Genomic DNA, 19,099 nt, shown 5'->3' with positions numbered 1-19,099 from the left:
TGGAACGGGGGAGCACCATGACCGCAACGGATGCGATCGACTGGAACGAGCTCCGCGGGCGTGCCCGCGAGGCGATGGCGAAGGCGTACGTGCCGTACTCGGAGTTCCCGGTGGGGGCCGCGGCGATCGTCGACGACGGCCGCATCGTGAGCGGCTGCAACGTGGAGAACGCGTCGTACGGCGTGACGCTCTGCGCCGAGTGCTCGCTCGTCTCCGCGCTCGTCATGTCGGGCGGCGGCAAGCTCGTCGCCTTCGCCTGCGTCGACGGCCACGGCGCGGCGCTCATGCCCTGCGGACGCTGCCGGCAGCTGCTCTACGAGCACTCGGCCGACGGGATGCTGCTCGACACCGTGTCGGGAATCAAGACCATCGACGAGGTGCTGCCCGACGCGTTCGGTCCCCGGCAGCTCGCCGAATTCAGAGGAGTGAAGCCATGAGCACCGTCGAACCGTTCGACGCCGTCGACCTCATCCGCGCGAAGCGAGACAGTCGCGAACTCGAGACGCCCGAGATCGACTGGCTCGTCGACGCCTACACGCGCGGCTACGTCGCCGACGAGCAGATGTCGGCCATGACGATGGCGATCTTCCTCAACGGCATGACCCGCCGCGAGATCCGCGACCTCACGATGGCGATGATCGCCAGTGGCGAGCGCATGGACTTCTCGGGGCTCGGCAAGCCCACGAGCGACAAGCACTCGACCGGCGGCGTCGGCGACAAGATCACGCTTCCCCTGATGCCGCTCGTCGCCACCTTCGGCGTGGCGGTGCCACAGCTGTCGGGTCGTGGGCTCGGGCACACGGGCGGCACGCTCGACAAGCTCGAGTCGATCCCCGGATGGCGCGCCGACCTCACGAACGACGAGATGTTCGCCCAGCTCCGCGACGTGGGGGGCGTGATCTGCGCTGCCGGCGCTGGACTCGCGCCGGCCGACAAGAAGCTCTACGCGCTCCGCGACATCACGGGCACGGTCGAGGCCATCCCGCTCATCGCCTCCTCGATCATGTCGAAGAAGATCGCCGAGGGCACCGGTGCCCTCGTGCTCGACGTGAAGTTCGGTTCCGGTGCGTTCCTCACCGACATCGAACGCTCGCGCGAACTCGCGCGCACCATGGTCGAACTCGGCGAAGACGCGGGGGTCGCGACCTCGGCGCTCATCACGAACATGAACGTGCCGCTCGGCCTCACGATCGGCAACGCCAACGAGGTGCGGGAGTCGGTCGAGGTGCTCGCCGGCGGCGGCCCCTCCGATGTCCGCGCGCTCACGGTCGCCCTCGCCCGCGAGATGCTCGCGCTCGCGGGGCAGCCCGACGCCGATGTCGAGGGCGCCCTCGACGACGGGCGCGCCATGGACACGTGGCGGCGAGCCATCCGCGCCCAGGGCGGCGACCCCGACGCCGCCCTGCCGGTGGCGCGGGAACAGCATGTCGTCACGGCAGAGCGCGACGGCGTGCTCGTGGAGCAGCAGGCACTGCCGTTCGGCATCGCGGCCTGGCGCCTCGGTGCCGGACGCGCACGCAAGCAGGACCCCGTGCAGCACGCCGCCGGCATCGAGCTGCACGCCAAGCCGGGCGACACCGTGCGAGCGGGCGAGCCGCTCTTCACCCTGCACGCCGACGAGCCCGCCCGGTTCTCGCGGGCGCTCGAGGCTGTCGAGGGGGCCTGGCGCATCGGCGATGCCGGTGATCCGATCAATGACGGCGGCCCGCTGATCGCCGACCGCATCGGGCGCTGAGCGGCTTCTTCCGATCGCGGAGCGAGCGCGGGGGAGCGATCGAGATCCGAGTGACGGGTCTCGACATGCTCCTTCGGCGCTCCTCCGCCGGCCTTGCTTCGAGATTGCCGAGACTTCCCGGGCACCCTGTCGCTATCGTTGACTCGTGAACACGATTCCGACGGAGTACCGCCTCGAAGGCGACGGCACGAACATCCAGGCCCTGCCGAAGATCTCGCTGCATGACCACCTCGACGGCGGCCTTCGTCCGCAGACGCTCCTCGAGCTCGCCGACGAGATCGGTCACGAGGTTCCCGCGAGCGATGCCGAGGGCCTCGACCGGTGGTTCGCCGAGCAGTCGAACTCCGGCTCGCTCGTCGAGTACCTGAAGACCTTCGATCTCACGACCGCCGTCATGCAGACCCGCGAGGGGCTCACTCGCGTCGCCCGCGAGTTCGTGCAGGACCTCGCGGCCGACGGCGTCATCTACGGCGAGATCCGCTGGGCCCCTGAGCAGCACCTCACGCGCGGCCTCAGTCTCGACGAGACCGTCGAGGCGGTCCAGTCCGGTCTCGAGCAGGGCGTCGACGACGTACGCGCTCAGGGCCGCGGCATCCGGGTCGGCCAGCTCGTCACGGCCATGCGCCACGCCGACCGCGGTCTCGAGATCGCGGAGCTCGCCGTCCGGCACCGCGACCGCGGCGTCGTCGGATTCGACATCGCCGGTGCTGAAGCCGGCTTCCTGCCGAGCCGTCACCGCACCGCGTTCGACTATCTCGCGAGCCAGTACCTGCCGGTCACCGTCCACGCCGGCGAGGCCGACGGCCTCGAGTCCATTCGCAGCGCCCTCTTCGACGGTCGCGCCCTGCGGCTCGGTCACGGCGTGCGCATCGCCGAAGACCTCATCATCGATCGCCAAGACGACGAGAACACCTACGTGTCGCTGGGTCCGGTCGCGCAGTGGGTGCGCGACCGCGAGATCGCGCTCGAGACCAGCCCGTCGTCGAACCTGCAGACCGGCGCGATCGCGGCGTGGGGCGATGAGCTCATCGACCACCCGTTCGACCTGCTCTACCAGCTCGGTTTCCGCGTGACCGTGAACACCGACAACCGCCTGCAGTCGGGCACGACGCTCACCCGCGAACTCGCGCTGCTGAGCGACGCGTTCGGCTACGACCTCGAGGACTTCGAGACGTTCCAGCTGAACGCGGCGGCGGCGGCGTTCCTGCCGCTCGACGACCGCGAAGAGCTCGCCGAGCAGATCCAGAACGGCTTCGACGACGCCTGACGCACGGATGCCCCCGCGCACCGAGCACCCGCCTGCACCATCCTGAACGGACCCCGATGACCCTCCCGCCGCTCCCCGACGACGCGATCGTGCTCAGGGCGCACGTCGACGACTGGCGTGCCGCCGTGCGCGAGGCGGGCCGCGCCCTCACGCGCTCGGGCTCCACTCGTTCGGAGTACGCCGACCGGATGATCGCGGTCATCGAGGAGTTCGGCGCCTACGTGGTGATCGCGCCGGGCCTCGCACTCGCGCATGCCCGGCCGGGACCCGACGTGCGTCGCGAGGGGCTCGCCGTGGTGACGCTCGCGGAACCCGTGCCGTTCGGCCATCCGCACAACGACCCCGTGCGGGTCGTGGTCGGCCTCGCCGTGTCGAACGCCGAGGAGCACGTCGCCTCGGTGGCGCAGCTCGCCAATGCGTTCAACGACAGCGGCATCGTCGGTCGCATGGCGCGGGCGGAGTCGGCCGACGAGATGCGGACCCTGCTCGGCTTCGACGCGGAGGCCGGGGCGTGAAGATCATCGCCGTCTGCGGACTCGGCATCGGCACGTCTGCGATCCTGAAGGTCAATGCCGAGCGCGCGCTCGACCGGCTGGGGCTCACGGCCGACGTCGATGCCAGCGATCTCGCCGGCGTCGCCGTGGCGGCCGCCGACGCGCAGGTCATCCTGACGTCGACCGAGCTCGCGGGCGCTGTGCGCGCCGCGATCGGTCGCAGCTTCGCCGAGATCGTCGAGGTGTCGAACTACTTCGATGTCGAGGAGATCGGCGCGAAGCTCGAGACGTCGCTCGGCTGATCCCCTCGAGCCCGGCACCACGACGGCTGGCAGCTACGCGACGAGCTCCCGCATTCCCGCGTCGAGCGCCGAGATGGCAGCGGATGCCGCGGCGCGACGCTCAGCGACGGTGCCCGTCTCGGACACCGCATCGAGGTAGACCTTGAGCTTCGGCTCGGTGCCGCTCGGTCGCACCATGACGCGGCCGCCGCCCTCGAGGACGATGCGGAGCACGTCGGACGGCGGCAGGTCGCCGTATCCCTCGGCGAGGTCTTCGATGCGCTCGACCCGGATGCCGCCGACCGAGGCGGGCGGCTCGGCGCGCAGGCGCTCCATGATCTCGCCGATGCGGGAGAGCTCGGTGACCCGGATCGAGATCTGGCCCGAGTCGTGGCAGCCGAACCGTTCGACGAGGTCGTCGAGGTGATCGGCGACGGTGCGCCCCTCGGACTTGAGCTGGGCCGCGAGGGAGAGGAAGGCGAGACCGGCGGAGATGCCGTCTTTATCGCGCACGGTGCCGGGGTTCACGAGGTAGCCGAGGGCCTCTTCGAACCCGAAGACGAGTCCGGGCGCACGGGAGATCCACTTGAATCCGGTGAGCGTGGCTTCGAAGTCGAGGTCGTAGGCCCTGGCGATGGCCTCGAGGCCGGGGGAGGAGACGATCGAGCACGCGAGCGCGCCGTTCGGGCCCGAGTCGCCGGTGACGGCGGCGGCCCGCTCCGCGGCCTGCCAGCCGAGCACGAGACCCACCTCGTTGCCGGAGAGGCGTCGGTAGCCGGAGTCCGCAGCGGCGTCGGGGATCGCGATCGCGAGCCGGTCGGCGTCTGGGTCGTTCGCGACGATGAGCTCGGCGTCGACCTCTCGGGCCCGTGCGAATGAGAGGTCCATCGCGCCGGGCTCTTCGGGGTTCGGGAAGGACACCGTCGGGAACGCCGGGTCGGGCTCGATCTGCGCCTCGACGAGTCGCGGCGCCTCGAAGCCGGCCGCGGCGAGCACGCTCGCCATCGTCTGCCATCCGACACCGTGCATCGCGGTGTAGACCACGCGCGGCTGTGCTGCCGGGGGAGCGGCGACCGCGGCGGTCTGGCGGACGTACTCGTCGACGACCGCCTCGGAGGCCGTCTCGAAGACGCCGCGAGGCAGTTCGGTGACGAGCCGGGTGTCGGCGACGCGCTGGATCTGCGCGGCGATCTCGGCGTCGGCCGGCGCCACGATCTGCGAACCGTGGTCGTCGCCGCCGAGGTAGACCTTGTAGCCGTTGTCGTTCGGCGGGTTGTGCGACGCGGTCACCATGACGCCCGCCGACACGTCGAAGTACCGCACGGCGAACGCGAGCACGGGCGTCGGCAGCAGCCGGGGCAGCAGGATCGCGCGAACCCCGGCACCGGCCATGATCTCGGCGGTATCACGCGCGAAGACGGCGGAGTTCTTGCGGCCGTCGAAGCCGATCACGATCGAGGGCGTCTGCCCGAGCGCGGCGTGCTCGACGAGGTGGGCGGCGAGGCCCGCTGCCGCCTGGGAGACGAGCACCCGGTTCATCCGGTTCGGTCCGGCGGCGATCTCGCCGCGGAGGCCGGCCGTGCCGAACGCGAGTCGCTGGTCGAAGCGGTCGGCGAGGTCGGCGGATGCCGCGGTGTCGCCGCCGCGCACCGCGTCGACGATCGACGTGAGTTCGGCGATCGTCTCGGGGTCGGGGTCCTGCGCCAGCCATGCCTCGGCGAGGGCGATGCGTTCCGCGTCGCGGGAATCGTCGGTCTGCGACATCCGCTGCCCCTTAGAGTTCTGCGACGATCTTGGCGAGCAGGCTCGAGATCACCGGTTCGGCCATGCGCCCGGCTTCGATGACCTCTTCATGGCTCAGCGGCGTCGTCTGGATGCCGGCTGCGAGGTTCGTGATGAGCGACATGCCGAGCACCTCCATGCCGGCCTGGCGGGCGGCGATGGCCTCGAGGGCGGTCGACATGCCCACGATGTGGCCGCCGATGATCTTCGCCATCTGCACCTCGGCGGGCGTCTCGTAGTGGGGCCCGCGGAACTGGCAGTAGACGCCCTCGTCGAGCGCCGGGTCGATCGAGTGCGCGAGGTCGCGGAGCCGCTTCGAGTAGAGGTCGGTGAGATCGATGAAGGTCGCGCCCTCGAGCGGCGAATCGGCCGTGAGGTTGATGTGGTCGCTGATGAGCACGGGGGTACCGGGGGTCCAGTGCTCCTTGATGCCGCCCGCGCCGTTCGTGAGGATCATCGTCTTCGCGCCCGTCGCGGCCGCGGTCCGCACGGAGTGAACGACGCGGCGCACGCCGTGGTCTTCGTAGTAGTGGGTGCGGGCGCCGATGATGAGGGCGCGCTTGCCGCTCGGCAGCAGCACCGAGCGCAGCGTGCCGACGTGGCCCTCGAGGGCGGGCTTGGAGAACCCGGGCACCTCGGTCGCGGCGATCGTGTGCGTCGTCTCGCCGATGAGCTCGGCGGCGCGGCCCCAGCCGCTGCCGAGCGTCAGTGCGACGTCGTGCCGCTCGATTCCGGTGAGCTCCGCGATGCGCTCGGCCGCGAGGGCGGCGATCGCGAAGGGGTCGGCAGTGGGATCGTCGAGCGGGTTCGCAGCGTGCATCATCCCACTCTAATGAGCAGCGGATGCCGCGGCGAGGTCGTGCTCGTTTGCTGGCCCGAGGGCGTGAACTGGCAGAATGTGAGCATGGCCTATGAGTTCGAGCGCACCCAACGTATTGCCGTACTCGGAGGAGGGCCTGGAGGGTATGAGGCCGCGCTCGCCGGCGCACAACTCGGGGCGGAGGTCACGCTCATCGAGCGTGCCGGTGTCGGCGGTGCCGCAGTGCTCACCGATGTGGTCCCATCGAAGTCCCTCATCGCGACCGCCGAGGCCTCCAACGCCGTGAAGGAGGCCGCCGATCTCGGCGTGCAGTTCTTCGCGAAGGGCGACTCCGAGAAGGCCGTGAAGCCGAACGTCGCGATCAACCTGGCCGCCGTGAACAAGCGGCTGCTCGGCCTCGCCGCCCAGCAGTCCGAGGACATGCGGTCGAATCTCATCGAGGCCGGCGTGCACCTCGTGCAGGGCGAGGGTCGCCTCGACGGACCGAACGCCGTCATCGTCTCGACCGCCAAGGGCGGCACCGACTTCGACCGCATCGAGGCCGACACGCTCGTGATCTCGGTCGGCGCCTCGCCGCGGGTGCTTCCGACCGCCGTCCCCGACGGCGAGCGAATCCTCACGTGGACCCAGCTCTACCACCTGCAGGTCGTGCCCGAGCACCTCATCGTGGTCGGCTCCGGTGTCACCGGTGCGGAGTTCGCCTCGGCGTACCGGGCCCTCGGCGCCAAGGTCACGCTCATCTCGAGCCGCGACCAGGTCCTTCCGGGAGAGGATGCCGACGCGGCATCCGTCATCGAGAAGGTCTTCAAGCGCAACGGCATGAAGGTCATGAACAAGTCCCGCGCCGAGTCCGTCGTGCGCGACGGCGACAGCGTCGTGGCGACCCTGACCGACGGGCGCGAGGTGCGCGGCAGCCACTGCCTCATGGCGGTCGGCTCGGTGCCGAACACGCTCGACCTCGGCCTCGAGGACGCCGGCGTGCAGCTCGCCGAGAGCGGCCACATCCGCGTGAACCGCGTCGCTCGCACGTCGATGCCGAACATCTACGCGGCCGGCGACTGCACCACCTTCCTGCCGCTCGCCTCCGTCGCCTCGATGCAGGGCCGCACCGCGGTGTTCCACGCGATGGGCGACGTCGTGAACCCGCCAGAGCTGCGCAACATCACCTCGAACATCTTCACGCAGCCCGAGATCGCCACGGTCGGCTGGACCGAGAAGGAGATCGACGAGGGAGTGGTGCCCGGCGTCGTGTACAAGCTGCCGCTCTCGTCGAACCCGCGCGCCAAGATGATGGGCATCCGCGACGGCTTCGTGAAGCTCTTCGCGTCGAGCGGGTCGGGCGCGATCATCGGCGGCGTGATCGTGGCGCCGAAGGCCTCCGAGCTCATCTTCCCGCTCGCGCTCGCCGTCGAGCACCGCCTCACGGTGGACCAGTTCGCCGAGGCGTTCCCGGTGTATCCGTCGCTCAGCGGTTCTTTGACGGATGCCGCGCGGGCCATGCACGTCGTACGCTGAGGTTGCAGCGCCGCGGGGGCGGTGCGCCGTCCTCAGGGGGTAGTCATGAACCTGCGAGTGAAATCGGTCGAGTCGTCGATCGCCGACTCCCATGACGAGGAGCGGAGCCTGAAACGCTCCCTCGGCACGTGGGACCTCGCCCTGATGGGCATCGCGGTCGCGGTCGGGGCCGGCATCTTCTCGGTCGGGGCGCAGGCCGCGGCGAACTTCGCCGGGCCGAGCGTCATCGTCTCCTTCGTGCTCGCCGCCGTCACGTGCGGGCTCGCGATCATGTGCTACGCGGAGTTCGCCTCGACCGTGCCCGTCGCGGGCAGCGCCTACACGTTCACCTACGCGACGATGGGGGAGCTGCTCGCCTGGATCATCGGCTGGGACCTCATCCTCGAGCTCTTCACCGCGGCGGCGGTGCTCGCCAAGTACTGGGGGGTCTACCTCGGCGAGGCGCTGCTCGCGTTCGGGTTGCCGTTCCCGTCGACATTCCAGCTCGGCGGCATCGAGGTGAGCTGGCCGGCATTCCTCATCGTGGCCGTGTTCACGGTCCTCCTCGTCGCCGGCACGAAGCTCACGGCGCGCGTCGGCGCGGTGTTCACGATCATCAAGGTCGCGATCGTGCTCTTCGTGATCGTCGTCGGCTTCTTCTTCGTCAAGGCGGCGAACTTCACTCCGTTCATCCCCGAGGCGGTGCCCACCGAGGGCGGTGCCACGGACGTCTGGACGCAGTCGCTCCTCTCCTGGATGACCGGCGCCGCGCCCGCGCAGTACGGCGTCTTCGGCATGCTCTCGGCGGCGGCGCTCGTGTTCTTCGCGTTCATCGGCTTCGACGTCGTCGCCACGAGCGCCGAGGAGGTGCGCGACCCGCAGAAGCGGCTGCCGCGCGGCATCTTCATCGGGCTCGGCATCGTGACGCTGCTGTACGTGCTCGTGTCGATCGTCATGACGGGCATGGTCTCGTACACGGAGCTCGCGGCGGAGGAGACGCCGTCGCTCGCGACCGCCTTCCGGCTCGTCGGGCAGGACTGGGCGTCGGCCGTGATCTCGCTCGGCGCGCTCGCGGGCCTCACGACCGTGATCATGATCATCCTGCTCGGCCTCTCGCGCATCGTCTTCGCGCTCAGCCGTGACGGCCTGCTGCCGCGCTGGCTGTCGAAGACCACCCAGCACACGAAGACGCCCGCGCGCATCCAGATCATCGCGGGCACGGTCGTGGCGTTCGTCGCCGCCTTCACCGACGTCGGCCTCCTCGAGGAGATGATCAACATCGGCACGCTCTCGGCCTTCGTGCTCGTGAGCATCGGTGTCGTGGTGCTGCGCCGCACGCGCCCCGACCTGCAGCGCGGCTTCCGCGTGCCGTGGTCGCCCGTGCTGCCGATCCTCTCGGCGGCGCTCTGCGTCTGGCTCATGTTCAACCTGACGACGCTCACGTGGGTGCGGTTCCTGGTCTGGCTCGCGATCGGGCTCGTCATCTACCTGCTGTACGGGCGTCGTCGCTCGCGGCTCGGCCTCGAGCTTCGCGTGAGCGAGGTCGAGCTGCCCACGGTGCAGGGCGCGGAGCCACCGACCGGCCGCTGAGTAGAGGGGGACGGGTCCGCTTGCGGGCGTTGCCGAAACGTGATCCGGAGGGTCGGGTCCGGACTTCGGCGTGCCAGTAGATTCGACTCGCCGGGCAGCCCGGCGAGACGGAGGCGACTCACATGGAACAGCGCTCGATCGGCCTCATGACGATGCTCCTCGCGGCAGCGCTGGCGCTGACTGCCTGCGTCCCGTCGCCGGAGCCTCCGCCCACGGCGAGCCCGACACCGCACGCCACCACGGCGCCGATCGAGTCGGTGGCGCCGACCTCCACCGCGGACGGGGCGGATCCGGTCGTCGCGCGCATCGTCGTTCGACCCGAACAACTCGAACTCGTGAACGCCGCTGGCGTCGTCGTCGGCGAGTTGTCGTACGACGCGGAGGCGGTGGCATTCGTGGACACGATCTCGAACGTGCTCGGCGGCCCACCCGATGTCGAGGAGCGGCCCGGCGGCCACGAGTGGTTCCCGTGGACGAAGTACACCTGGCCGGGCGTGGTCGTCATCGACGACCACGAGCCCGACGGCATCTCCTCCGACATGAATGTGGCGATCGAGTTCACGCATCCGATCGTCGGCGACGGGATCCCGGTCGCCACGGTGCAGGGTTTCCGCCCCGGAGACGACGCACAGGCGCTGGCTGCCGAGCTGGGAGAGACCTGGCATGGAAGCGGCTACGACGAGTTCCCTGCGGAGACGGGTCCGGATGTCGGAGAACGCTGGTACTCCGAGTGGGACGGTACCTACGGGCCGGCGAACGCCAACGCGGTCGCCGTGAGCCATTGGAACCGGGAGAACGATCCCACCGTGACGAGCGTGGTCCGTGCTCCCTGGAATTTCGGCATCGGGCACGTCTGAGCGAACGCGCCCCATCGCAACAATGTTGTCAACAGCGTTGCGCAGACGTCGCCGGTCGCGATACGGTCCGAATGCAGCATCCGTTCGCCGACCGGTTCCGCGTTTCGAGGGACCGTCGGCGGCCCCTTCGACAGCGACGTTCCAGGAGGCACGATGTACGACGAAGACCCGACCCAGGCAGCCGACGCCCGAGGGCTCACGCGACGAACCATGCTCGGCGTCGGCGCGGCCGGCACCGCGGGCCTGCTCCTCACCGCTGGTGCGCACCCGCGGCGCGGCATCCCCGGTTCCTACAACCGCATGTGGGACGCGATCGTCATCGGAGCCGGCGCGTCCGGTCTCGGCGCCGCGCGAGTGCTCGCCGATGCCGGCAAGCGCGTGCTCGTGCTCGAGGCCCGTGATCGCATCGGCGGCCGCATGTGGACCGACCGAACCTCGATGGGCATCCCGATCGAACGCGGCGCCGAACTCGTGCACGGCACGACGGTGTCGACCTGGGGGCTCATCAACGAACTCGGCCTCGCGACACACCGGCAGACGACCATCTTCTCCCGGCTTCGGCCAGACTCCCCGTGGACCGATGCATTCGACTTCGAGGGCCTCCACTTCCCCCTCGGGGCCCCCTCGTACCCGAACGGACTGCCCGACCCGAGCGACGGCGAGACCGCCCTTGCCTGGCTCGGGCGTGTCGGCATCCCGCCCGAGAACTATCCGACGGCGCTGGCGGCGATCGAGGTCGACTCGGAGCAGTTCGACGTGCTGCCGGCGTGGTTCGTCGTCGACACCGTGGTCGCCTGCCTCGAGACGCAGGACCTGTCCGGGCCGCTCCCGCCCGAGGAATACGGCGACTACCGGGTCATCGGCGGGTACAACCAGGTGTTGCAGCCCCTCGTGGCAGGACTCCCGCTGCTGCACGGCGCTCGGGTGCACACGGTGGAGCACCGGCCGGGCAGGGTCGACGTGCACTCGAGCATCGGCTCGTTCAAGGCCAAGACGCTCGTGGTCGCCCTGCCGGGTGGCGTGCTGAAGCACGGCGACGTCGTCTTCGACCCGCCGCTGCCCGCCGACAAGCGCGACGGATTCCAGGAGATCGAGTACCTGCCGGTCTTCAAGGGGATCCTCGAGTTCGCGCAGCCGGTGCTGCCGCCCGACCACCCGGTGCCGCACGCCTGGGACATCATGACGACGTTCTCGAAGAACCCGCCGAGCCTCTGGAACGGTTCGGTCGGAACGCCGGGCTACGGGGGCGAGATCGTCGTCGCCTGGATGACGGGCGGCAAGGCGCAGGAACTCCTCGACCTGCCCGAGACCGAACGGTTCGAGGCGGCGCTCGACAACGTGCGCACCGCCGTCGGCGACCAGGGACTCCAGTACGTCAACGCCTCGACCTACGACTGGTCGAAGGACGAGTTCGCGAGGGGCGCGTACCCCGGGCCGTTCTCACGGCGCAGCGGCCTGAACGCGCCGATCGCGGACACGGTCTTCTGGGCGGGCATGGTGACGAGCACGATCCACTCCTCGCGGAACTCCGGCGTGTCCGCGGCGAACGCCGCGCTCGCCGCACTGGCGCTGCGCTGAGTCTTCTGCATACCGAACCGCCGTGCAGTGCCGACCGGCACCGCACGGCGGTTCTGTTCGTTCGAGGGGTCGTCGCGACTACGCGTCGACGATGGCGAGCAGCAGGTGCCCGCTCGAGACGGTCGCGCCGGCCTCGGCGTTGACCGTGCCGATGACGCCGTCCTTGTGGGCGAGGATCGGCTGCTCCATCTTCATGGCCTCGAGCACGAGCACGAGGTCGCCCTTGACGACCTTGTCGCCCTCGGCGACGGCCACCTTCACGATGGTCGCCTGCATCGGCGCCTTCACGGCGTCGCCCGTGCCCGTGTCGACGGCGTGCGACGCGGCACGGCGGCGCGGAGCAGCACCGGCGGTGCGCGAAGCGGGTGACCCGCCGCCCACGATGCGCTTCGGCAGGGTGACCTCGACCCGGCGACCGGCCACCTCGACGACGACGCTCGTGCGTTCGGCGGGACCGGCGTTGTCGGCGAGTTCGCCCGACCACGGCTCGAGCTGGTTGTCGTACTCGGTCTCGATCCAGCGCGTGTAGATCGAGAACGGCTCGTCGCCGTCGGGGGCGAAGGCCGGATTGCGCACGATGTCGCGGTGGAACGGCAGCACGGTGGGCAGGCCCGCGACCTCGAACTCGTCGAGTGCGCGGCGCGCGCGCTCGAGCGCGTCCTTGCGGTCGCGACCGGTGACGATGAGCTTGGCGAGGAGGGAGTCGAACGCGCCGGAGATCTCGTCGCCGGAGGTGACGCCCGAGTCGATGCGGATGCCGGGGCCGCCCGGGAAGCGCAACTGGTGCACGGGGCCGGGCGCAGGCAGGAAGCCGCGGCCGGGGTCCTCGCCGTTGATGCGGAACTCGATCGAGTGCCCGGTCGTCACGGGGTCGGCGTAGTCGAGCACGCCGCCCTCGGCGAGGCGGAACTGCTCGCGCACGAGGTCGATGCCGGTGACCTCTTCGGAGACCGGGTGCTCGACCTGGAGCCGCGTGTTGACCTCGAGGAACGAGACCGTGCCGTCTTGGCCGATCAGGAACTCGCACGTGCCGGCGCCGACGTAGCCCACCTCGCGGAGGATGGCCTTCGACGATTCGTAGAGCAGCGTGGTCTGGGCGTCGGTGAGGAACGGCGCGGGCGCCTCCTCGACGAGCTTCTGGTGGCGGCGCTGGAGCGAGCAGTCGCGGGTCGAGACCACGACGACATTGCCGTGCTCGTCGGCGAGGCACTGCGTCTCGACGTGACGAGGCTTGTCGAGGTACTTCTCGACGAAGCACTCGCCGCGGCCGAACGCAGCGACCGCCTCGCGGGTGGCCGAATCGAAGAGCTCGGGCACCTCTTCGCGAGTGCGGGCGACCTTCAGGCCGCGGCCGCCGCCGCCGAAGGCGGCCTTGATCGCCACGGGCAGGCCGTGCACGTCGACGAAATCGAGCACCTCCGCGGCATCCGCGACGGGGTTGAGGGTGCCGGGCGCGAGCGGGGCGCCGACCTTCTCGGCGACGTGGCGTGCGGAGACCTTGTCGCCGAGTCGCTCGATCGCCTCGGGCGAGGGGCCGATCCAGATGAGGCCCGCGCCGATCACGGCACGGGCGAAGTCGGGGTTCTCGGCGAGGAATCCGTAGCCGGGGTGCACGGCGTCGGCCCCCGAGCGGCGGGCGATCGAGAGGATCTTGTCGATCACGAGATACGTGTCGGCGCTCGTCGTGCCGTCGAGGGCGTACGCCTCGTCGGCGAGCTTCACATGCCGCGCGTCGCGGTCTTGGTCGGCGTAGACGGCGACGGAGCCGAGGCCGGCGTCACGGGCGGCCCGGATGACGCGGACGGCGATCTCGCCACGGTTGGCGATGAGGACCTTGGAGATGCGCGGCATAATGCTCAAGCCTATTGCGCGCGCGGGTCGGCTCTTTGGGTGCCTTCCACAAAAAGAGCGGATGTCTCTTGCGGGCATCGACAATCGACGCGAGCGGTCACTCGGCAGCGGGCCGGCGGTTCCAGAGCGACGGCCACGCCACGCCGAGCTCGCGAACAAGGTCCCGAAGCGTCGAGAGCGAGAGGCCGACGACCGTCGACGGGTCTCCCTCGACCCGCCGGATGAAGGGACCGCCGAGGCTGTCGATCGTGAACGCGCCTGCAACGAGCAGTGGTTCGCCGGTCGCGATGTACGCGTCGATCTCGGCGTCGTCGAGCGCCGCGAAGCGCACGGTCGCGACATCCGCTCGACCGACCGCGCCGTTCACCCGGCCGCCGCGGTGGTCGATGAGCCAGTGACCCGACCAGAGCTCGCCGTGACCGCCGTTCTGGGCGAGCCAGCGCTGCCGGGCCACGTCGGGCAGGTGCGGCTTTCCGTGGATCGAGCCGCCGGTCAGGAACGCCGAGTCGCCGCCGAGGATGAGCCCGTCGACCGGCTCTCCGCCCGGCTCGGCGCCGACGAGCGCCTCGGCCTTCGCCTGTGCGAGCAGTTGCACCATCTCGCGAGCGTCGAGCGGGCCGGAGAGCGCCTCGTGCGCGGCGACGACGGCTTCCTCGTCGACACCGGGGGGAAGCGCTGTCGGCTCGATCCCGGCCGCGCGAAGGGTCTGCAGTCGGGCCGGCGAAGTCGAGGCGAGGTAGAGGCGCATGCCTCCATCCTGCCCGCAGGCCCGCCGCTGTGGAATGCTCGTTGCATGCCAGAGAACCGACGCCCGCGTCGAACCGGTGGGCGCAAGCCCTCGCGCTCGCCCCGCCCCACCCCGAAGCCGCCCGCCACCGACGGGCCGGTGATCGAGCTCGAGGTCGAGCGGGTCGCCCACGGCGGTGTCTTCGTCGCCCGGCACGAGGGCCGAGTCGTCTTCGTCGCCGACGCCATCCCGGGGGAGCGCGTGGCCGCTCGCGTCAGCGACCAGGCCAAGGAGAAGTTCTGGCGCGCGGAGACCGTGGAAGTGCTCGAGGCTTCGCCCGACCGCCGCGAGCACGTGTGGGCCGAGGCATCCGTCGATCGCGCGCCCGAGCTTCGACCCGGCGGCGCGGAGTTCGGCCACATCCGCATGGAGCGGCAGCGAGCGCTGAAGGGCGAGGTGCTGCGCGACGCGCTCGCGCGCATGGCGGGCGTCGAGGTCGGTGTCGAGGTCGCCCCGGTCGATCCCGCGCTCGCCGAGGGCGTCTCGGTCGACGACGGCACCGGATGGCGCACGCGGATGCGCCTCCATGTCGGTGCGGACGGCCGTGTGGGACCGTACGCGGCGCGCAGCCACTCGATCGTGCCCGTGACGTCCGTCCCCCTCGCAGTGGCCGAACTGGCGGCGCTCGCGCCCCTCGGCGACCGATTCCCCGGCGCGACCGCCATCGACCTCGTGGCACCGAGCGCGGGCGATCCCGCGATCGTGATGGTCGAGGGCGACCGCCCGGCACGCGGTTCGCGTCCGACGATCGAGGAGCGCGTGGGCGATCGCAGCTTCCGGCTCGACCGGGACGGCTTCTGGCAGGTCCACCGCGGCGCCGCGGCCACGCTCACGCGCGCCGTGCAGGAACTCGTCGACGACGACCTCTTCGACCCCCGTGCAGCCAACCACGACCTCTACGGCGGAGTCGGGCTGCTCGCGGCAGCCGTCGGCGACCGGTTCGGCGAGACCGTGCGCATCACGACGGTCGAGTCCGACGCGCGTGCCACCGAGCACGCGGGGGCGAACCTCTCGGAGTGGCTCGGCGCCCGCGCCGTGACGGCTCGCGTCGACCGGTACCTCGCCGAACTCGAGGCCGGATCGGGTGCCGCTGAACGCGCGCGCCTCCGCGACGCGACGATCGTGCTCGATCCACCGCGTGCCGGAGCCGGCCGAGAGGTCGTCGAACGGCTCGTTGAGCTGCACCCGCGGCAGCTCGTCTACGTCGCCTGCGACCCGGTCGCCTTCGCCCGCGACGTGGGCCTGTTCCGCGAGCGCGGCTACGAGCTCGACGAGCTGCGTGCCTACGACCTGTTCCCGAACACCCATCACGTCGAGGCGGTCGCCCGCCTCCGCGCTATCGTGTGAACGTGAACGAGGGGGACGTCGGAGCTGCAGCACCGACACGAGAAGCGGATGCCGCGGCGACCGTGGCGATCGTCGACGACCACGAAGCCGTGCGACTCGGCCTGCGCGCGGCCTGCCGCGACGCGGGCTACGACGTCGTGGTCGACGCGGCGAGCGTGCCAGAACTGCTCGACGGCCTCGCCGGCCGTGCGTGCGACGTCGTCGTGCTCGACCTCTCACTGGGGGACGGCACGACGGTGACCGACAATGTGCGGGCCGTGCTCGCGACCGGCAGCGCCGTGCTCGTGCACAGCATCGCCGATCGGGTCGCCGCAGTGCGCGAGTCGCTCGCGGCGGGCGCCGCCGGCGTGATCCCGAAGGCCTCGCCGATGTCGGCCGTGATCGCCGCGATCGCCACGGTCGCTCGCGGCGAGGTGCTCAACAACGTCGAATGGGCGAGCGCGATCGAGGCCGATCGCGACTTCGCGAAGGCGCAGCTCGGACGACGCGAGCACGACGTGCTGCACCTCTACGCCTCGGGACTCCCGCTGAAGCTCGTCGCCGCCCAGCTCGGTATCGCCCACTCCACGGCACGCGAGTACCTCGACCGCATCCGCGCGAAGTACATCGAGGTGGGTCGACCCGCGCCGACGAAGGTCGACCTCCTGCGCCGCGCCGTCGAAGACGGGATCCTCCCCGGGCTCGACGATGGCGGAGATGCCCGCCGTTGACTGGCGGGTGACGCGACTCTCGCGTCGCCGCTCAACGGTGACCCGAGCGCAGGTCGAGACCGTCACGGGCCGGGCGCTCGGACTCTTCGGCCTCGTGTTCGGGGCGCAGACCGTGCCGATCGCGCTCGTGCAGGCCGATGCCCTCCTACCCGGCGCCGGTGCCGCGCTCATGGCGGTGCTGTACGGCGCCATCGTGGGCCTCGCAGTCGCCACCGTGACGAAGGTCGCGGTGCGCACGGCGTGCCTCGCCTTCGCGCTGCTGTACGCGCTCGCGCTCGTGGCGTGGCCGTTCCTCGTCGACGACCCCGCAGCCCTCCACGGCGCGGCGCCATGGCTGTACTACCTGTGCACCGTCGCGACGACGGCCGCGGTCGTCGCGGTGCTGCCGGTGTGGGCCGCCGCCTACACGATCGTCGTCCCCGCCGTGTACGGGGTCATCCGCCTGCTCCCGTCCGGCGGGGACGCCGGTCCGCTGCTCGCGGTGCTCGACGCGCTGTACGCCGTCGTGCTCGGTGTCGTCGTGCTCGTCATCGTGACGATGCTGCGGCAGACCGCCGGAGCCGTCGATGCCGCGCAGGAGGCGGCCCTCGAACGCTACGACGTCGCCGCGCGACTCCACGCCAACGAGATCGAGCGCGTCAAGGTCGACGCGCTCGTGCACGACAGCGTGCTCACGACCCTGCTCTCGGCGGCGGCGGCCTCGACGCCCGAGCAGCAGCAGCTCGCGGCCCGCATGGCGCGCGATGCCGTGCAACGCCTCGACGAGGCCGGAGCGACCGGCCCGCGGGCGCTCGACCGGGTGGGCCTTCCGGTGCTCGTGCGGCGGCTGCGGGCAGCCCTCACGACGTTCACCACCCCCTTCACGGTGCGGGTCGTGAACGCCGGCGGCGTCGAGCTGCCCGTCGAGGCGGTCGAGGCGCTCTACGCGGCTGCCGTGCAGGCGATGGTCAACAGCCTCCAGCACGCCGACGAGCCGGGCCTGTCGACGCGACGAGAGCTCCGCATCAGGGGCGTGCGCGCCGGCGGCTGCGTCATCGAGATCGCCGACAACGGCCGAGGGTTCGCGATGGACCGAGTGCCCGCCGAGCGGCTCGGGCTGCGCGTCTCGATCGAGGAGCGCATGGCCAACGCGGGGGGCATGGCGCACATCGAATCGAGGATCGGACACGGCACGACCGTGACGGTGGCATGGCCGCAGGGAGCGGGTGGCGCGGCATGATCTCGATTCCCCGCTGGCTCCTGCTCGTGCTCGGCGCACTGTTCTCGGCGTACCACGTCGTGCTCGGCATCTACTCGCTGGGCCAGGCGGCGTCGCCATGGCCGGCGGTCGTCGCCCTGCTGCTCTACTCGACGGCGACGACGCTCAGCCTGTGGCCCGCCAAGCGAGTGCGCATGCCCGACTGGCTCGCGGCCTTCGACCTCGCCGTGTCGATCGTGCTCCCGCTCCTCGTGACGAGCCAGCTCGACCCCGATGCCGAGAACGGGTACGCCACGTGGTACGTCGCGGCGGTGGGCACGCTCATGACGATCACCGCGGCTCGGCGTCAGCTGACCGCGGCATGGCTCGGCGTCATCGCGCTCGCGGTGCAGAGCGTCGTGTGGGCGGGCCCGTTCTCGCTCGGCGGGCTCGGCGTCATCGGCAGCATCGTCTGGGTCGGCATCGCGCACATGCTGACGACCGCGTTGACGACCGCGGCACGCGAGACGCGTCGCTACGCGCAGGCTGAACGGGAGGCCGCCGCGTGGCAGGCCGCGCAGGACGCGCACCTGTTCGAGGGCCGCATGCGCCTCGCCCACACGAACCGGCTCGCAGCGCCGATGCTGCGCCGCATCGCGGATCGCGGCGGGGCGCTCACCGAGGAGCAGCGGACCGAGTGCCGCATGCTCGAAGCGGCGATCCGCGACGAGATCCGCGGTCGCATGCTCCTGACCGACGCGGTGCGTTTCGAGGTGCAGCGCGCCCGCGCCCGCGGCATCACGGTGACCCTCCTCGACGAGGGCGGCATCGACGATCTCGACGAGGCGACGCGGAACCGAGTGCTCTCACGCCTCGCCGACGCCGTGGCGGAGTCGTCCGCCGATCGCATCATCGTCCGCACCGCCGCGGAGGCATCGCCGGTGGCGGTCACCGTCGTCGGGCTCCGCGAGTCGAGCACTTCGTCGTCGGACTCCGACGAGGCCGAGGTCGAGTTGTGGCTGGAGATCCCGCGCGTGCTCTGAAGCGGCGGGCGACGCCGCACGCGAGCTGCGCTCGAGCGTGACCGGTCGGGATCTCGAGCACCGTCGGTGCCCGACATGAATCGGGGCTCACCTGAATCGGTGCCTGACATGAAGGTGGGGGGTCGATCTGAGATCGACCCCCCATCAAGCCCGAGTCACCGCGACAACCCGAATGTCGCCCTGACTCGCCCCCAACTGCCATCGGTTACCCGACCGATGACGGTGGCGACTCCTGTGGAGCCTGCACTGACAATATTGGTGCACGATCCCACAGAAGCAAAGTCAT

The 19,099-nt window shown here is 70.7% G+C and carries 17 protein-coding genes; 13 read left to right on the top strand and 4 right to left on the bottom strand.

The genetic code is table 11. The annotated features are described in order from the left end of the window. Positions 1–17: 17 nt before the first annotated feature. The 5 genes from ESP57_RS04535 (at position 18) to ESP57_RS04515 (ending at position 3,798) form a co-directional block, all read left to right on the top strand. Positions 18–437: a cytidine deaminase gene (locus ESP57_RS04535; protein WP_056010022.1), complete on the top strand. Its 420-nt coding sequence runs from the start codon at positions 18–20 to the stop codon at positions 435–437. Further along, entirely contained in the window at positions 434–1,735 is a 1,302-nt protein-coding gene (locus tag ESP57_RS04530) for a thymidine phosphorylase (RefSeq protein ID WP_129230679.1), read from the top strand. The genes ESP57_RS04535 and ESP57_RS04530 overlap by 4 nt, the downstream gene beginning before the upstream one ends. 154 nt (positions 1,736–1,889) lie before the next feature. Continuing rightward, entirely contained in the window at positions 1,890–3,002 is a 1,113-nt protein-coding gene (locus ESP57_RS04525) for an adenosine deaminase (protein WP_129230871.1), read from the top strand. 56 nt (positions 3,003–3,058) lie between these two features. Then, entirely contained in the window at positions 3,059–3,517 is a 459-nt protein-coding gene (locus tag ESP57_RS04520; RefSeq protein WP_056010015.1) for a PTS sugar transporter subunit IIA, read from the top strand. Then, positions 3,514–3,798: a PTS sugar transporter subunit IIB gene (locus ESP57_RS04515; protein WP_056010013.1), complete on the top strand. Its 285-nt coding sequence runs from the start codon at positions 3,514–3,516 to the stop codon at positions 3,796–3,798. Before ESP57_RS04520 ends, ESP57_RS04515 begins: the two co-directional genes overlap by 4 nt. Positions 3,799–3,831: 33 nt before the next feature. Here the strand turns inward: ESP57_RS04515 and ESP57_RS04510 are convergent, their stop codons facing one another. Next, entirely contained in the window at positions 3,832–5,541 is a 1,710-nt protein-coding gene (locus ESP57_RS04510) for a phospho-sugar mutase (protein WP_129230678.1), read from the bottom strand. 10 nt (positions 5,542–5,551) lie between these two features. Further along, positions 5,552–6,379, bottom strand: a complete 828-nt coding sequence (locus ESP57_RS04505; protein WP_129230677.1) for a purine-nucleoside phosphorylase — start codon at positions 6,377–6,379, stop codon at positions 5,552–5,554. Positions 6,380–6,463: 84 nt separating this feature from the next. Here ESP57_RS04505 and ESP57_RS04500 point away from each other — a divergent pair, with 84 nt between their 5' ends. From ESP57_RS04500 to ESP57_RS04485, 4 genes are all read left to right on the top strand, one after another. Then, positions 6,464–7,894 (top strand): NAD(P)H-quinone dehydrogenase, encoded by a 1,431-nt coding sequence (locus tag ESP57_RS04500; protein ID WP_056012911.1) that lies wholly within the window; start codon positions 6,464–6,466, stop codon positions 7,892–7,894. A gap of 45 nt (positions 7,895–7,939) precedes the next feature. Further along, positions 7,940–9,463, top strand: a complete 1,524-nt coding sequence (locus tag ESP57_RS04495; protein ID WP_115957308.1) for an APC family permease — start codon at positions 7,940–7,942, stop codon at positions 9,461–9,463. 122 nt (positions 9,464–9,585) lie between these two features. After that, positions 9,586–10,320, top strand: a complete 735-nt coding sequence (locus tag ESP57_RS04490; RefSeq protein ID WP_129230676.1) for a hypothetical protein — start codon at positions 9,586–9,588, stop codon at positions 10,318–10,320. Between the two features lie 153 nt (positions 10,321–10,473). Next, the gene (locus tag ESP57_RS04485; protein WP_129230675.1) at positions 10,474–11,898 is read left to right on the top strand and encodes a flavin monoamine oxidase family protein; all 1,425 of its coding nucleotides are present in this window, start codon (positions 10,474–10,476) and stop codon (positions 11,896–11,898) included. Positions 11,899–11,976: 78 nt separating this feature from the next. Here ESP57_RS04485 and ESP57_RS04480 read toward each other — a convergent pair whose 3' ends face one another. Further along, positions 11,977–13,749 (bottom strand): acetyl/propionyl/methylcrotonyl-CoA carboxylase subunit alpha, encoded by a 1,773-nt coding sequence (locus ESP57_RS04480; RefSeq protein WP_129230674.1) that lies wholly within the window; start codon positions 13,747–13,749, stop codon positions 11,977–11,979. A 97-nt stretch (positions 13,750–13,846) separates the two neighbouring features. Beyond that, complete coding sequence (locus ESP57_RS04475) at positions 13,847–14,497, bottom strand: Maf family protein (RefSeq protein WP_129230673.1); 651 nt, start codon at positions 14,495–14,497, stop codon at positions 13,847–13,849. Between the two features lie 45 nt (positions 14,498–14,542). Between ESP57_RS04475 and ESP57_RS04470 the strand changes: the two genes are divergently transcribed. From ESP57_RS04470 to ESP57_RS04455, 4 genes are read left to right on the top strand one after another with little or no spacing between them, the layout of a single operon-like run. Continuing rightward, positions 14,543–15,883 (top strand): class I SAM-dependent RNA methyltransferase, encoded by a 1,341-nt coding sequence (locus ESP57_RS04470; RefSeq protein WP_129230672.1) that lies wholly within the window; start codon positions 14,543–14,545, stop codon positions 15,881–15,883. Positions 15,884–15,885: 2 nt separating this feature from the next. Beyond that, positions 15,886–16,593, top strand: a complete 708-nt coding sequence (locus ESP57_RS04465) for a response regulator transcription factor (RefSeq protein ID WP_115958411.1) — start codon at positions 15,886–15,888, stop codon at positions 16,591–16,593. Next, on the top strand, positions 16,580–17,812 hold the full coding sequence (locus ESP57_RS04460) for a sensor histidine kinase (protein WP_129230671.1): 1,233 nt from the start codon (positions 16,580–16,582) through the stop codon (positions 17,810–17,812). The genes ESP57_RS04465 and ESP57_RS04460 overlap by 14 nt, the downstream gene beginning before the upstream one ends. Continuing rightward, positions 17,809–18,813 (top strand): hypothetical protein, encoded by a 1,005-nt coding sequence (locus tag ESP57_RS04455; protein WP_056012906.1) that lies wholly within the window; start codon positions 17,809–17,811, stop codon positions 18,811–18,813. Before ESP57_RS04460 ends, ESP57_RS04455 begins: the two co-directional genes overlap by 4 nt. Positions 18,814–19,099 lie beyond the last annotated feature (286 nt).

It is taken from the genome of Agromyces fucosus (genome assembly GCF_004134865.1).
In the GTDB taxonomy this organism is placed as follows: Bacteria; Actinomycetota; Actinomycetes; order Actinomycetales; family Microbacteriaceae; genus Agromyces; species Agromyces fucosus.
Note: the sequence above shows the minus strand (reverse complement) of the source record. Positions and strands in the feature narration are given on the sequence as shown.